The following is a 12,682-nucleotide window of genomic DNA, read 5'->3' as shown; positions in this document are numbered from 1 at the left end:
CAAACCACGGGAACACAACAACACAACAGGTCTAAAACTACATAAAGACAATGTTGTAACCACCAGATTTACCCACCCCCACACACACGCGGGGGCCACGGGTACACAAGGTTACGGCGGTCACAGCGTGGGGGAAACGCCCGGTCCCATTCCGAACCCGGAAGCTAAGACCCACAGCGCCGATGGTACTGCACCCGAGAGAGTGTGGGAGAGTAGGACACCGCCGGACAACCATTAACGTGAAGGGCCCCACCACAGACGGTGGGGCCCTTCACGCATTAAAACCCAAACACTAAACCACCAACGCAGACCAGGTCTTGTCTCCGACGATTCCATCTGCTGCCAGGCCACGGGCCTGTTGGAATACGGTGACCGCGTCATGAGTGCCGGACCCGAAGACTCCGTCGGCAGTCAGGGAACTCCCTTTCGCATTAAGGGCGGACTGCGCACCCCGCACAGCCTCCCCCTGAGAACCTTGGCGGACAGTGACGACGAGTGCGACCCAAGTATTCGCCCCAACAATGCCGTCGGATGCGAGACCGCGCGAAGCCTGAAAAGCACCTACTGCGCTTTCCGTCGCTGGCCCATAATCACCATCGACAGTAAGGGTGCAGCCGTGCTGCCGAAGCAGGCGTTGAATAGTTGTCACGCGATAGCCGGAATTTCCCCTTCGGACCACCGGCCAGCCACTGCCGGAGGGAGGCGGCGGTGGCGGAGCGGCTCCGCCCAGCTTGGCGGCGAGGACCGGCACAACTGCACTGCCTGGGCCAACGTTGATCTCGAAGTGCATGTCATCCTTGCGGCCCGAATAGTGTCCGCCCCACCGGATCACGCCGTCGCACGCTGCGAGGATGGCTCGGATGGAAGCCACCTGCGCGGCGGTGAAGGTATTGGCAACTCCCAGCGGGTGATCCGGTGCGTTGCAATCAATGGCCGTGCCGCTTGCGTGGTTTGAATAGATGGTGCTGCCGCTGATCGGACGGTAGGCATAGCCCCAGCACCATCCCCGGACCAAGGTTTCCACTTCGGAGTTGAAACGCCCGGCTACGTAGCCCAGGATCGTGTGCACGTTGCCCGATCGCACCCCAGGGGCAAATTCTGCTGCACCTACCGCTAGCTGGGTCGGCGGTACCGAGGACCCGGCGGACCACCCGTTCTGTGAGACGGCGGCAGCAGCAGGGGTAGCGGTTGCCGCTACCAGCCCGCCGCCCAGCACGAGGCCGGAGACACCACGAAGCAAGGTTCGCCGCCCGAGGGTGTGTGAGGCGTCATCGGTCGTGGCATGGTGATCGTGGCACATGATTCAATTCCCATCAGTTGAGTTGCAAGGCTCGAAGGATTGCTGATACCCATCCTTCGAGCCTTACACAATCGCCTGTCGGAGCAATGGGCAGCACTACCCCTCGCCATCAGGGAAGCCGGGTAAAGTCGAAGGCATGAGCGATCTTTTCTCGCACGCGGCTGCTGAACCGGCCAACGGTTCTCCCAACGAGTCGCTGCCCCCGGACAGGGAAGTCACCGTAGCGGTGCCCGTTTCCATGGAGCATGCTTTTGCCGGCTTCGTAGACAACATCCACCTGTGGTGGCCGGCCGAATACACCAACTTTGGGCCTGGCACTCATCCTGAATTTACCGATGGGGTCCTGCTCGAGGAAGGCGACGACGGCGACACCTACGAGTGGGCGCGGATCACCACCGTACAGCCACCGGTGCTTCTCGAGTTGTCCTGGACCATGGGCGGAACCCCCGCCGCCCCGACCCGGTTGGTGCTGAGTTTCGCCGAAGACGCGGGATTAACCAGGCTTTCCCTTGTGCACAATGGGTGGGCGCAAGGTCAGGAAGGCCGCGATCAGTATCAAAAGTACGGGGATTGGCCGGTCATCCTGGGCCGCTACCGCCGGTTCATGGGCGGCAGTAGATGACGGTGCAAGCAGGATTCACGCCGTGAGTGATGAACCGCTCGCTGAGCTGCGCCGTTTGCTACCCGAAGGGCGCGTTTCCACCGAAAGTTCAGTGTTGGAGGCTCATTCTCGGGATCAGGGGCCAGTCCTCATGCCGGTGCTCCCTCGGGCGGTGGTTTGGGCGGAGTCGGCTGGCGAAGTGCAGACCCTTCTGCGCTGGGCCCAAGAAAACGCAACTCCGATAGTGGCACGGGGAGCCGGAACAGGCGTTTCCGGTGGCGCGCATGCTACGCCGGGATGTGTTGTGCTGAGCCTGGAGCGGATGAACCGCATTCTTGAACTTCGCGCGACCGACGAGCTTGCCGTCGTCGAACCCGGTGTCCTCAACGCGGAGCTCAACATCGCAGCAGCAGCGCACGGACTGATGTACGCACCGGATCCGGCCAGTCACAGGATCTCCACACTCGGCGGCAACGTCGCCACCAACGCGGGCGGGCTGCGGTGCGCCAAGTATGGGGTGACGCGCGATTCGGTGCTCGCGCTCGACGTCGTACTGGCCGACGGTACTCTCATCCACACCGGGCACGAGACCTTCAAAGGGGTGGCAGGTTACGACCTGACCTCGCTGTTTGTTGGATCGGAGGGCACGCTCGGGATCGTTGTGGGTATCACCGTCCGGCTGAAATACCTGCCGGTCGAAGTGCGAACCCTCGCCGCCTTCTTTCCGGACTTCCAGACCGCCGCCGCCGGTGTGCTCGCCGTCGGCCGGGCGCGGGTGCAACCGGCCATTATGGAATTGCTGGACGGCAGCACCCTGAAGGTGCTCGACGATGTGCACGGGTCCAACCTCCGTGCACGCGGTGCGGCTCTGCTGCTCATCCAAACTGATGGATTCGGGGCCGACGCGGAGGCCGCCGTCGTGCATCAGGTCTTGACCGCACTGGGGGCTGATGTGAGTGCGGAAGGCGGGCCGGAGGCGGAGCGGCTCCTTGACCTGCGCCGGAACAGCAGGGGAGACGAGGTCGACGACGAATTCCGGGTGGGCGAGGACGTTGCGGTTCCGCGGTCTCAGTTGGTGAACTACGTTGCCGAACTGGAGCGGATCTCCGCCGCACATACAGTGCTGCTCAAAGTGGTGGCGCACGCCGGCGACGGAAACTTGCATCCCACCTTCTGGATCCCGGTGAGCGAGGGGCCGTCCGGCATGGGGCGCTTGGACGCCGCGCTTGATGAGTCGGTCCGCGTTGCGTTGAAATTTGGCGGCACCATCACGGGCGAGCACGGCGTTGGCCAGTACAAGCTGCGCTGGCTGGCGTGGGAGCAGACTGAACCAGTACTGGAGCTGCAGCGCAGAATCAAGGACCTGTTTGATCCGCAGGGCATACTCAATCCCGGAAAGGCGATCCCGCCGCGAATCCAGCGCGGGTGAAGGACTGATTTCCGTGCGGACATGGGGGCTTCTCTCCATGCAAAACCCCTGAATGTAAGGGGCCTTGGAGTTAGACTGATCGGAGCCGTCGCTGCGCCAAGTGCAGCGCAACCTGAGAATTGGGGAAAACCGTGTCAGAAAACACGCCGGGCCAGTCCGGCCAGCAAGACAACGATCAGTCCAAGTATCCTGCCGGTCAGCAGTGGCAGCAGCCTGCGGCCGGTCAGCAGCAGGCAGGCGGCGGCTATGGTGCGCCTGCAACCTCACAGGGTGCTTACCCGGGAGGCGGCGGCTACAACGCACCCGCCGAGAACCCCGGCAAGACACTCGGAATTGTCGGCATGATCTGCGCCATCATCTGGCCCATTTCGATCGTTGGCCTGATCATCAGCATTGTGGCCCTGGTGAAGTCCAAGAAGGCAGGCATGGGCAACGGCTTTGCCATTGCCGGCATTGTCATTGGCGCCATTGGTGTGATCACTGGAGTGATTGCGATCATCGGTCTGATTGCCGTGGCAGGGTTCTCCACCGAGATCATCGAGTTCTGTGAAACCGCAGGACCGGGGGTACAGGAGTACCAGGGCCAGCAAATCGATTGCTCGCAGCTGAACCCATAGCAGACAACTAAACAACGCTCCCGCAGGTTTGTGAGGCATATCCACAAAACCTGCGGGAGCGTTAGCTGTTTAAAGGGTGTTGCCTAGTTGCCGTCGTTGAGGGAATCGTTCCCACCGCTGATGAGGTCCATGGTCTTGGTATCCGCGGTGAGCATGATTGCTGCTTCATCGCGGCGGTGACGCAGCACCGAGTCGAGGTAGGACTGCACGGCTTCCGCGAGTGGAACGTTGCGGTCCTGCTTCTCTGACATGTACCAGCGGTGCTCCAGTACTTCGTGCACCACTTCGGCTGGTTCCAGTTTGCCGCCAAGTTCCCGGGGAACTGCCCTGACGATCGGTTCGAAGACATCGGTCACCCACCGGTGGGCGCTGATTTCCTCATCAACGTCCGGCTGGTTGTCTGCCCGGTAGGCGTCCATGTCATTGAGCAGACGGCGTGCCTGGTTCTCTTGGGCATCGATTCCGGTAAGGCGGATCATCCGGCGGCTGTGGTGTCCGGCGTCCACCACTTTGGGCTGCAACTGGATCTGTGAGCTGTCGGACACCGTTTTGATGGCGTACTCCTCGACGTCGAAACCCAGTTCATTCAGGCGACGGATCCGGGCGTTGACCCTCCAGCGCTCCCCGAGCTCAAAGGATTCCTGCTCGGTGAGCTCCGCCCAGAGCCGGCGGTAACTGTCCATAATGAGTTCACTGGTGGCCAGAGGGTCCACCTTCTCTTCGATCAGGCCGCCCTCTGCGAGGTCCATCAGCTCACCGGCGATGTTCACGCGCGCGATCTCAAGGTCGTACTCCCGCTGCCCATTGGACAGCTCCGGGTACAGTTCGCCCGTCTCTGCGTCCACCAGATAGGCCGCAAAAGCGCCGGCATCCCGTCGGAAGAGCGTGTTGGAGAGGGAGACGTCCCCCCAGTAGAAGCCGATCAGGTGCAACCGGACCAGCAGCAGAGCCTGAGCGTCGATCAGCCGGGTGAGCGTGTCCTTGCGAAGCATCTGCGAGAACAGGGCACGGTACGGCATGGAAAACTTCAGGTGCCGGGTGACCAATACCGGGTTCAGCTCGGCCCCGTTCACGTCTTTGCGCCCCGAGATCACGGCAACAGGTTCCACGCAGGGTACGTCCAGGCGCTGTAGCTTCCGGAGCATGTGGTATTCATGACGGGCGATGTGCTCGCTGGTTTCCTTGATGGCGATCACCGAGCCGCCCAGGTGGGCAAACCGGACAATATGTCTCGAAATACCACGGGGGAGTGCCGCAAGGTATTGTGCGGGCCATTCCTCCAGGGCTATGTGCCAGGGGAGGTCCAGCAGCTCTGGATCCGTTGCGGCTGCGGTGATGTTCAGGGAGCCAAGGGACCCGGCAACGGGCTGGTCCTTGGGCCGCGGAAGCTTTCCGGGCTGGTCATAGTCGGTGGGCTCGTTGTGCCAGTTGGCATTGGTGGATTCAGTCATGGTGATGCGTTCTGTCCTTAAAAAGCACGGTGGCCCCCGCGGTTGAGTTTACCTTCAACCAGCGGGGGCCACCGTGTCAGGGGTCCCGAAATGACTAGACGTGGTCCGCCAAGCGCAGGCCATCCTTGGTGTCGAACAGGTGTACGTGACCCTGGGAAGGCTTCACGTAGACGGTGTCACCCTTCATCGGTGGGCGGCGGCCGTCCACGCGGGCTACCATGTCGTGGCTTTCGCCGTTGATCTCGGTGTGGCCGTAGAGGTAGGCATCAGCGCCGAGCTCTTCCACTACGTCAACCTCAACCTGGAGGCCTTCGCCGGTCGCTGCAATTTCGAGATCCTCTGGACGGACGCCCAGCGAAACGGTGCCGCCGTGGGCAGAATCCAGAACCTCGCGGGCAACCGGGTAAGTGATGCCACCGAACTTCACGCCACCGTCGGTGACGGGCAGTTCCAGGATGTTCATGGCCGGGGAGCCGATGAAGCCGGCAACAAAGACGTTCAACGGACGCTCGTACAGGTTGCGCGGGGTGTCAACCTGCTGGAGGATGCCGTCCTTGAGTACCGCCACGCGGTCACCCATGGTCATGGCCTCAACCTGGTCGTGAGTCACGTAGACGGTGGTGACGCCGAGGCGGCGGGTCAGCGAAGCGATCTGCGTACGGGTCTGCACGCGGAGCTTGGCGTCAAGGTTGGACAGTGGCTCATCCATGAGGAATACCTGCGGGTTACGCACAATGGCGCGGCCCATGGCAACACGCTGGCGCTGACCGCCGGAGAGTGCCTTCGGCTTGCGGTCCAGGTACGGCTCGAGGTCGAGGAGCTTGGCAGCTTCGCGGACACGCTCGGCGCGCTCTTCCTTGTTGATACCGGCAATCTTCAGGGCGAAGCCCATGTTGTCGGCGACGGACATGTGCGGGTACAGCGCATAGTTCTGGAAAACCATGGCGATGTCGCGGTCTTTCGGAGGAACATCGGTGACGTCACGGTCACCAATAAGGATTCGTCCGGAGTTCACATCTTCGAGGCCTGCAAGCATTCGCAGGGAGGTGGACTTTCCGCAGCCGGAGGGACCCACGAGGACGAGGAACTCGCCGTCGGCGATCTCGATGTCCAGCTTGTCTACAGCGGGCTTATCGGTGCCCGGGTACAGGCGCGTAGCCTGGTCAAACGTTACCGTTGCCATTTTTTTCTTTTCCTTTTCACGGGCAGGTACGTGCCCGACGATCCGTTGTGAATGGAGTATTCAGTTAGCCGTAACGCAATCAGGCCGAACTTATCTACGCGTGAATTGCGTCACAAGAGAAAAGTATGGCATGAATTCTAGGTCCGCGCACGCGACTGCCGCATAGTGACGAGTTCCTCAAGCACCATGACCAGCTGTTCGGGCGACGTGATGCGGTAACCCGCGGCGGTGTCGCCCTCGCCCACCTTGATGCCTACATCGGGTGCGTGGAGGGTTTTGAGTGCGTGTTCGTCCGTGACGTCATCGCCGGCAAAAACCACCGCCGTTGAGCCGGTCAGCTCCCGCAGCGATCGCAGCCCCTGACCCTTGTCGGCCTGCACCACGGACAGCTCCAGCACGTTCTTCCCATCGGTCAGGTGGACGTCGCGGAGTGCTTCGCAGGCGGCGCGGGCGGCGTCGGTGGCAGCCTGTGCCGTGTCCGGCTGTGCGGTGCGGGTATGAAGTACGACGCCGGCGGGCTTGGTTTCGAGGAGCGTGCCGGGGTGCGCGTCCACCACCTCCTGGATGGCGGCCGTGGCATTGCGAAGGATCGACGCCTGCTCCGGAGTCAGCTCCAGCGGAGCACCGTCCGGCCCGGTCCACGCCTCTGCGCCGTGACTGCCGATCAGAAGGGTTTCGGGCTCCGGTGAGGCGACCAGACGCAGACTGTCCAGGGCCCGCCCGGAGATGAGCGCCGTCGTCGTGCCCGGAAGCTGGGCTAAAGCGCGCAGCGCTGCCGTGGAGCCCGGGAGCGCGCGGGCGTCATCGGCACGGTCCACATGGGGGGACATGGTGCCGTCGAAGTCGAGTGCAACCAGCAGACGCTCCGTGGCGGCTGCGGCGGCAAGCGCGGAGAGCAGTTCGGGGCTGAGTTTCTCAGACAAGAGCGTCCTCCTTGACACCGTTCTGGAGTTCGGAGAGGAAGGATTTGGACCAGCGCTCGACGTCGTTCTGAAGCACCTGGCGGCGCATGATGCGCATGCGGCGAGTGGCTTCGGCGGGGCTCATGTCGAGGGCTGTGACGATGGCTTCCTTCAGCCCGTCGATATCGTGCGGGTTGACGAGGACCGCCTGGCGCAGGGTGTCGGCGGCGCCGGCGAATTCGCTCAGGACCAGTGCGCCGCGGTTGCCGGTGCGGGCGGCGACGTATTCCTTGGCGACAAGGTTCATGCCGTCGCGCAGGGCGGTGACAAGCATAACGTCGGAGGCCAGGTACAGTGCCACCATTTCCTCCACTGGGTAGCTGTGATGGAGGTAGCGGATGGCGGTGTTCTTGATGGTGTCGTAGGTTCCGTTGATGCGGCCCACAGCGCCTTCGACTTCTTCGCGCAGCAGGCGGTACTGCTCCACGCGTTCGCGGCTGGGGCTGGCCACCTGGATGAGGGCGGCATCCTCGACCTTGACCTTGCCGTCCGCGAGGAGTTCCTCGTACGCCTTGAGCCGGTGGCCGATTCCCTTGGTGTAGTCGAGGCGGTCCACACCGAGCAGGATGTGTTTGGGATTGCCGAGCTCCCGGCGGATTTCCTTGGATCGTTCAATGATGTCGGGCCGGTTGGCGAGGTCGGTGATGCGCTGGACATCGATGGAAATGGGGAATGCCTCAGCGCGGGAGACGTGGCCGGGTGCACTGTTGTCGTATTGAACGTGGACCTGCTGTTGGCGGACGGAGAATCCGACAAACCGGCGGACGCAGCGCAGGAAGTTGCTGGCGTCGCTGGGGCGCTGGAAGCCGATCAGGTCTGCACCCAACAGACCCTCGATGACCTGACGGCGCCAGGGAAGCTGTGCGTAGATTTCCAGTGGCGGGAAGGGGATGTGGTTGAAGAAGCCGATCTTCAGGTCTGGACGCGCCGCCCTAAGCAGCTTGGGTACCAGTTGGAGCTGGTAGTCCTGCACCCAGATGGTGGCGCCCTTCGAGGCGACGGCTGCCGTAGCTTCGGCGAAGCGTTCGTTGACTTTACGGTAGGAGTCCCACCAGTGGCGGTGGAATTCGGGGGGTGCAATGACGTCGTGGTAAAGGGGCCAGAGGGTGGCGTTGGAGAAGCCTTCGTAGTAGAACTCAACTTCGTTCGGGTCGAGCGGAACCGGGACCAGGTGCATATCTCCGTGTTCAAACGGTTCCAGCACCTCATCGGGGGCGCCATGCCAGCCGACCCACGCGCCGTCGGCCTTTTCCATCACCGGCGCAAGTGCCGTCACGAGGCCGCCGGGGGAGCGCCGCCAGGTGCCGTTGCCGCCGTCGTCGTCATTCACCCGGTCCACCGGAAGCCGGTTGGATACCACTATGAATTCGAAGTCACCGTACGTTGTTCCTGGACTCACTTGGTCTCCCCTGCATTTAGTAGGCCTACTTACGACTTTAGCTGGCTTACAGGTCCGTCTCCTAAGATGGATGTGTTGGAGCGGTACGCGGATAGACGGGGATTGATGGCACAGCGGAACAGGCCCAGGCCAAGCAAGAATGAACGCACGGCGGAGGCCCGCGAGAAGGCACGGTTGCTGCAGGAGGCTCACGAGCATCGTGAGCGGCGGACCCGCTTCCTGGTCCGCTGGGGTGTGGTTGCCGCGGTGCTGGCCATCCTCGTGATCATTGCGCTGATTGTGGTGGGTAACATCCGCGGCCAGATTCCCGACGCCGGACCAGCGCCTGCTGCGGGCAATGAGTTTGGTGGGGTTGTTCTTTCGTCCACCACGTCGCTGGTTCCCGCTTCCGTTGCGTCTGTAGACGGTGAGTCACTGCCCGAGTCTGGGAGTTCCGCCGACCTGCCGCCTGGAATTACTGTCTCCGGGGATGATGAACCGGTGCAGATTGTGGCCTACGTGGATGTGAACTGTGTGCACTGCGCGAATTTTGAGGCTCAGCATTCTGCGCAGATCGCCTCGTGGCTCGATGCCGGGGACGTGACGATCGAGTACCGGAACGTCGCCTATCTGGACCGGAACTCGCAGACTGACTATTCGTCGCGTGGTGCGGCCGCCCTGGCCTGTGTGGCGGATTCGTCGCCGGAAGCGTACTGGGACTTCTCACTGGCGTTGTTTGGGAACTTTGAGAACGGCGAGCTGTCCGATGACGGTCTGGCCGATATGGCATCCTCCGCCGGCGCTGCGGACATTTCCTCCTGCCTGTCCGAGGGCACCTTCCGGCCCTTCGTGAAATACGCGACTGAGGCGGCGTCGGTTCATAACGTTGGCGGAACGCCGACGGTGTACGTCGACGGCGCGGTGGTGCCGGAACCGGTCGAGGGTTTTGAGGCCGCCGTTGCTGACGCGCTCGCTGCGAAGGCCTGATTTTCCGGATGCCCGGCGGCTGGGCTAATCTTGTGTTGCGCTGTTTTTTGCTCTTTGAGTACAAGTTCTTGAGCACGACGACGGCGCCCGCTGGCTTAGCCAGTCCGCCTCCTTAGCTCAGTTGGCCAGAGCACCGCTCTTGTAAAGCGGGGGTCGTCGGTTCGAATCCGACAGGAGGCTCCACCGAGAACCGCTCTGATCCGGTGATTTTGACTGGAGCGGAGGGGTTTTTGTGACTGAAAATTGGCTACGACACGTTTATGACACGCTTTGCAGAATTTCGGAGGCACCCGTCAACGTCAAATGCCGCATAGAGACTTATGTAAAGACAAACGAAAAGACCTTGGGACCCGCAACGGACCAAGGCAACGATGCGCGGCTTCTCACCACAGAGGAGGTGGCCTTCTGGCTGCAAATCGCACCGAAGACCCTCCGCAACTGGCGTTCGACGGGGACTGGGCCGCCCGCCCTAAAGCTTTACAACGCTGTTCGCTACGACCGTGCCACTGTTCAAGCATGGGCCAGCGAAACGTCGAAGGCAGCAGGCTGATGGGGCGGTCCAGCTTGCCGGTTGGCGCTTGGGGGGACGATCAACGCCACGAGAGATGAGACTTGGGGCGTATGGCGGGCAAGCTGTAGATTTCGTGGGTGGGACGGTGTTACACGTCAGTACAGCAAGGTCGCGTCGACCAAGGGCAAGTCCGAAACGGCTTTGTTGGTTTCCAGGTAAAGAGCGCCAGTTGCTCGCGGGGCGGGTGATTGCCAACCCCTCGCTGAATGAACTGGCGGCGAAGTGGCTTGCTAGCGTCGAAGCTCCAAAGGTTGCTGTCGACGCTGACGGGAACACGGTCGGGGGCGGGCGACGAGGATGGACTCCGGCGCCAAACCTGGGACCAGTACAAAGGGCTCGTCTACCCATCAGGCTTTTTACCAGTGACTTGTCAGGCGCAGCAAGAGGTGGGCATTTCGTTGTGGAACAGGCCGGCGACGAGGCGGAGACTTTCCGACATGGTCAGATATGGCGCCCAGATATCGGTGATTTGCCGGGTCGTCATCCCAGTCCGTATCGCGTAGGTGGCGGCCAGCATTATTTCTCCTACACCGTCGCCGGCCGCGCTGAGTCCGAGGATTTTTCCTGTGTTGGCGTCGGAAACCATTTTGATCGCTCCATTGGTGTCGTGGTTGACCAGTGCCCGGGGGAGATCCTCAAAGCCCAGCACGCGGCTCTCACATTGGTATCCGCTGGCGATGGCTTCGGCTTCGGTGAAGCCCGCTGTGGCCAGCTGTGGGCGGGTGAAGATAACAGCCGGAAGCCCGGTGTAATCCACCCGCGCGGCCGCATTGTTTGGAGAGTCATGGAGTGCGTTGTGGGCCGCGGTCTTTCCGGCAGAGGCGGCAACGTAGACGTACTGGGGTCCGCCGGTCACATCTCCAGCGGCGAAGACGCGCGGGTTGGTGGTCTGCTGCCGGTCATCGACAGTGATGAACCCCTGTTCGTCGGTGGCCACACCCGCGGCGTGGAGGTTCAGTCCGTCCGTTTGAGCGGTCCGTCCCGTTGCGATCAGCAGTTTCTCCGCGTGCAACACCCGGCCGGAGCTGGTGCTGACGGTGACGCGTCCGTTAAGGGCGGAGACAGACACCGCATGTTCCTCAACAACAGTGGTCCCCGCATCGATCAAGGCTGTACGGAGGATGGACGCCATTTCAGGTTCGGCGGCGGGGGCGATCCGTCCGATTATGGTTACCGTTGATCCCAGCTGCGCGAAGAGCTGGCCCTGTTCCAGGCCCACATAGCCACCGCCGATGACAATCAGTGATTCGGGGAGACTTGTTTGTTCCATGCCGCTGGTGGACGTGAGGTATTCCACCTCGTCCAGTCCGGCCATCTCCGGTAGGGCAGGTCCGGCTCCTGTTGCGACAATGAACGGGGTCTGAACCAAGTTTGAGGTGGAGATCGCCAAGGAAACCAGCACTGAAAAATTCACACTCGCAGAGCTCGAAGAGGAAGAGCAGAGCCTGGATCGCCTGCGCCGCTGGTATCGGGATTTGAAGAGCCGGGACGTGCTCGAACTTCCACAGGCACAGGCAGCCTCGGAGACGTTGCGCGGTTGCGCGACCGTTTTTGACGACTACGCCGACAAGGTCTATTCAACCCTCCATGTCCCGGCCGAGACGACGCTTCCCGGAATTGGAGAGTAGGACTTTGAATTGGTGGGAGACGCTGCTTGGAATCCTTGCCGGTCTGATTGCCATCTACGTGGTGCTGCTGCTGGCCCTGTGGATTTATGCCCGGCGCCACCCCGAGACGATAGGCCTGAAGGATGCTCTGCGCCACCCCGAGACGATAGGCCTGAAGAATGCTCTGCGCCTGTTGCCGGATCTGCTGCGCGTGATCCGACGCATGGCCGCTGACGGGTCCCTCCCGCGTGGGGTCCGCATTAAGCTTGTAGTGGGTGAACGGTTAGCTCAGGTAGGGTTTATTCATGGCCAAGCCAGATTTTCCGCGGACGATATTGGATTTCCAGGCCAGATTCGGCGATGAGCAGGCGTGTCTGGACTATCTGTTCCAGTGCCGGTGGCCTGAGGGTTTCGTCTGTCCGCGGTGTGGCGGCACAACGGCGTGGCCGATAGCAGCACGACGACTATGGCAGTGCGGTGGCTGCGCCTATCAGGTGTCTCTGACGGCCGGTACAGTCCTGCACAAGACCCATACCGCGCTGCATTTGTGGTTCTGGGCTGCTTACCTGATGTCCACGGGAACAACTGGAATTTCT

The 12,682-nt window shown here is 61.9% G+C and carries 14 protein-coding genes, 1 tRNA gene and 1 rRNA gene; 10 read left to right on the top strand and 6 right to left on the bottom strand.

Annotated features, from left to right (window positions below; translation table 11 throughout):
• Positions 1 to 112: 112 nt before the first annotated feature.
• Positions 113 to 229 (top strand): 5S ribosomal RNA (gene rrf, locus Y708_RS0100795).
• Positions 230 to 292: 63 nt separating this feature from the next.
• Here the strand turns inward: rrf and Y708_RS27225 are convergent.
• A complete protein-coding gene (locus Y708_RS27225) occupies positions 293 to 1,300 on the bottom strand; it encodes a peptidoglycan-binding protein (protein ID WP_028278476.1) in 1,008 nt (335 codons plus the stop codon).
• 136 nt (positions 1,301 to 1,436) lie between these two features.
• Between Y708_RS27225 and Y708_RS0100785 the strand changes: the two genes are divergently transcribed.
• The 3 genes from Y708_RS0100785 to Y708_RS27220 all read left to right on the top strand — a co-directional run bounded on the left by Y708_RS0100785 (position 1,437) and on the right by Y708_RS27220 (position 3,947).
• Complete coding sequence (locus Y708_RS0100785; protein ID WP_028278475.1) at positions 1,437 to 1,922, top strand: SRPBCC domain-containing protein; 486 nt, start codon at positions 1,437 to 1,439, stop codon at positions 1,920 to 1,922.
• Positions 1,923 to 1,968: 46 nt separating this feature from the next.
• The gene (locus Y708_RS0100780) at positions 1,969 to 3,330 is read left to right on the top strand and encodes an FAD-binding oxidoreductase (RefSeq protein ID WP_253905644.1); all 1,362 of its coding nucleotides are present in this window, start codon (positions 1,969 to 1,971) and stop codon (positions 3,328 to 3,330) included.
• Positions 3,331 to 3,461: 131 nt separating this feature from the next.
• Positions 3,462 to 3,947: a DUF4190 domain-containing protein gene (locus Y708_RS27220; protein ID WP_051478373.1), complete on the top strand. Its 486-nt coding sequence runs from the start codon at positions 3,462 to 3,464 to the stop codon at positions 3,945 to 3,947.
• Between the two features lie 83 nt (positions 3,948 to 4,030).
• Here Y708_RS27220 and Y708_RS0100770 read toward each other — a convergent pair whose 3' ends face one another.
• From Y708_RS0100770 to Y708_RS0100755, 4 genes are all read right to left on the bottom strand, one after another.
• Positions 4,031 to 5,398, bottom strand: a complete 1,368-nt coding sequence (locus tag Y708_RS0100770; RefSeq protein WP_028278473.1) for a DUF4032 domain-containing protein — start codon at positions 5,396 to 5,398, stop codon at positions 4,031 to 4,033.
• Between the two features lie 94 nt (positions 5,399 to 5,492).
• On the bottom strand, positions 5,493 to 6,581 hold the full coding sequence (ugpC, locus tag Y708_RS0100765; RefSeq protein ID WP_028278472.1) for an ABC transporter ATP-binding protein: 1,089 nt from the start codon (positions 6,579 to 6,581) through the stop codon (positions 5,493 to 5,495).
• Positions 6,582 to 6,718: 137 nt separating this feature from the next.
• A complete protein-coding gene (gene otsB, locus Y708_RS0100760; protein ID WP_028278471.1) occupies positions 6,719 to 7,504 on the bottom strand; it encodes a trehalose-phosphatase in 786 nt (261 codons plus the stop codon).
• Positions 7,497 to 8,942, bottom strand: a complete 1,446-nt coding sequence (locus Y708_RS0100755; RefSeq protein ID WP_051478371.1) for an alpha,alpha-trehalose-phosphate synthase (UDP-forming) — start codon at positions 8,940 to 8,942, stop codon at positions 7,497 to 7,499. The genes otsB and Y708_RS0100755 overlap by 8 nt, the downstream gene beginning before the upstream one ends.
• Positions 8,943 to 9,047: 105 nt before the next feature.
• Here Y708_RS0100755 and Y708_RS0100750 point away from each other — a divergent pair, with 105 nt between their 5' ends.
• The 3 genes from Y708_RS0100750 (at position 9,048) to Y708_RS31385 (ending at position 10,458) form a co-directional block, all read left to right on the top strand.
• Complete coding sequence (locus Y708_RS0100750; protein WP_028278477.1) at positions 9,048 to 9,908, top strand: DsbA family protein; 861 nt, start codon at positions 9,048 to 9,050, stop codon at positions 9,906 to 9,908.
• A gap of 106 nt (positions 9,909 to 10,014) precedes the next feature.
• A tRNA-Thr gene (locus tag Y708_RS0100745) sits at positions 10,015 to 10,091 on the top strand.
• A gap of 49 nt (positions 10,092 to 10,140) precedes the next feature.
• Positions 10,141 to 10,458 carry a helix-turn-helix transcriptional regulator gene (locus Y708_RS31385; RefSeq protein WP_275451094.1) on the top strand — a complete coding sequence of 106 codons (318 nt, stop codon included), beginning with the start codon at positions 10,141 to 10,143 and terminating at the stop codon, positions 10,456 to 10,458.
• A 391-nt stretch (positions 10,459 to 10,849) separates the two neighbouring features.
• Here Y708_RS31385 and Y708_RS21995 read toward each other — a convergent pair whose 3' ends face one another.
• Complete coding sequence (locus Y708_RS21995; protein WP_253905642.1) at positions 10,850 to 11,848, bottom strand: dihydrolipoyl dehydrogenase family protein; 999 nt, start codon at positions 11,846 to 11,848, stop codon at positions 10,850 to 10,852.
• Positions 11,849 to 11,855: 7 nt separating this feature from the next.
• Between Y708_RS21995 and Y708_RS21990 the strand changes: the two genes are divergently transcribed.
• The 3 genes from Y708_RS21990 to Y708_RS28865 form a co-directional block, all read left to right on the top strand.
• Positions 11,856 to 12,107, top strand: coding sequence for a Chromate resistance protein ChrB (locus Y708_RS21990; protein WP_253905641.1), 252 nt, complete (start codon positions 11,856 to 11,858; stop codon positions 12,105 to 12,107).
• Positions 12,108 to 12,111: 4 nt separating this feature from the next.
• On the top strand, positions 12,112 to 12,450 hold the full coding sequence (locus tag Y708_RS21985; protein ID WP_051478364.1) for a hypothetical protein: 339 nt from the start codon (positions 12,112 to 12,114) through the stop codon (positions 12,448 to 12,450).
• Positions 12,392 to 12,682 (top strand): transposase (locus Y708_RS28865; protein ID WP_162150418.1); only part of this gene is annotated, 291 nt, incomplete at its 3' end. The genes Y708_RS21985 and Y708_RS28865, both read left to right, overlap by 59 nt.

The organism is Arthrobacter sp. H5, from assembly GCF_000520595.1.
Classification (GTDB): domain Bacteria; phylum Actinomycetota; class Actinomycetes; order Actinomycetales; family Micrococcaceae; genus Arthrobacter_D.
This window is presented reverse-complemented; position numbering and strand designations above follow the sequence as displayed.

Coding starts and splice junctions, on each gene's coding strand:
- Y708_RS27225 (WP_028278476.1), bottom strand. CDS start 1,300: ATGTGCCACGATCACCATGCCACGACCGATGACGCCTCACACACCCTC.
- Y708_RS0100785 (WP_028278475.1), top strand. CDS start 1,437: ATGAGCGATCTTTTCTCGCACGCGGCTGCTGAACCGGCCAACGGTTCT.
- Y708_RS0100770 (WP_028278473.1), bottom strand. CDS start 5,398: ATGACTGAATCCACCAATGCCAACTGGCACAACGAGCCCACCGACTAT.
- ugpC (WP_028278472.1), bottom strand. CDS start 6,581: ATGGCAACGGTAACGTTTGACCAGGCTACGCGCCTGTACCCGGGCACC.
- Y708_RS0100750 (WP_028278477.1), top strand. CDS start 9,048: ATGGCACAGCGGAACAGGCCCAGGCCAAGCAAGAATGAACGCACGGCG.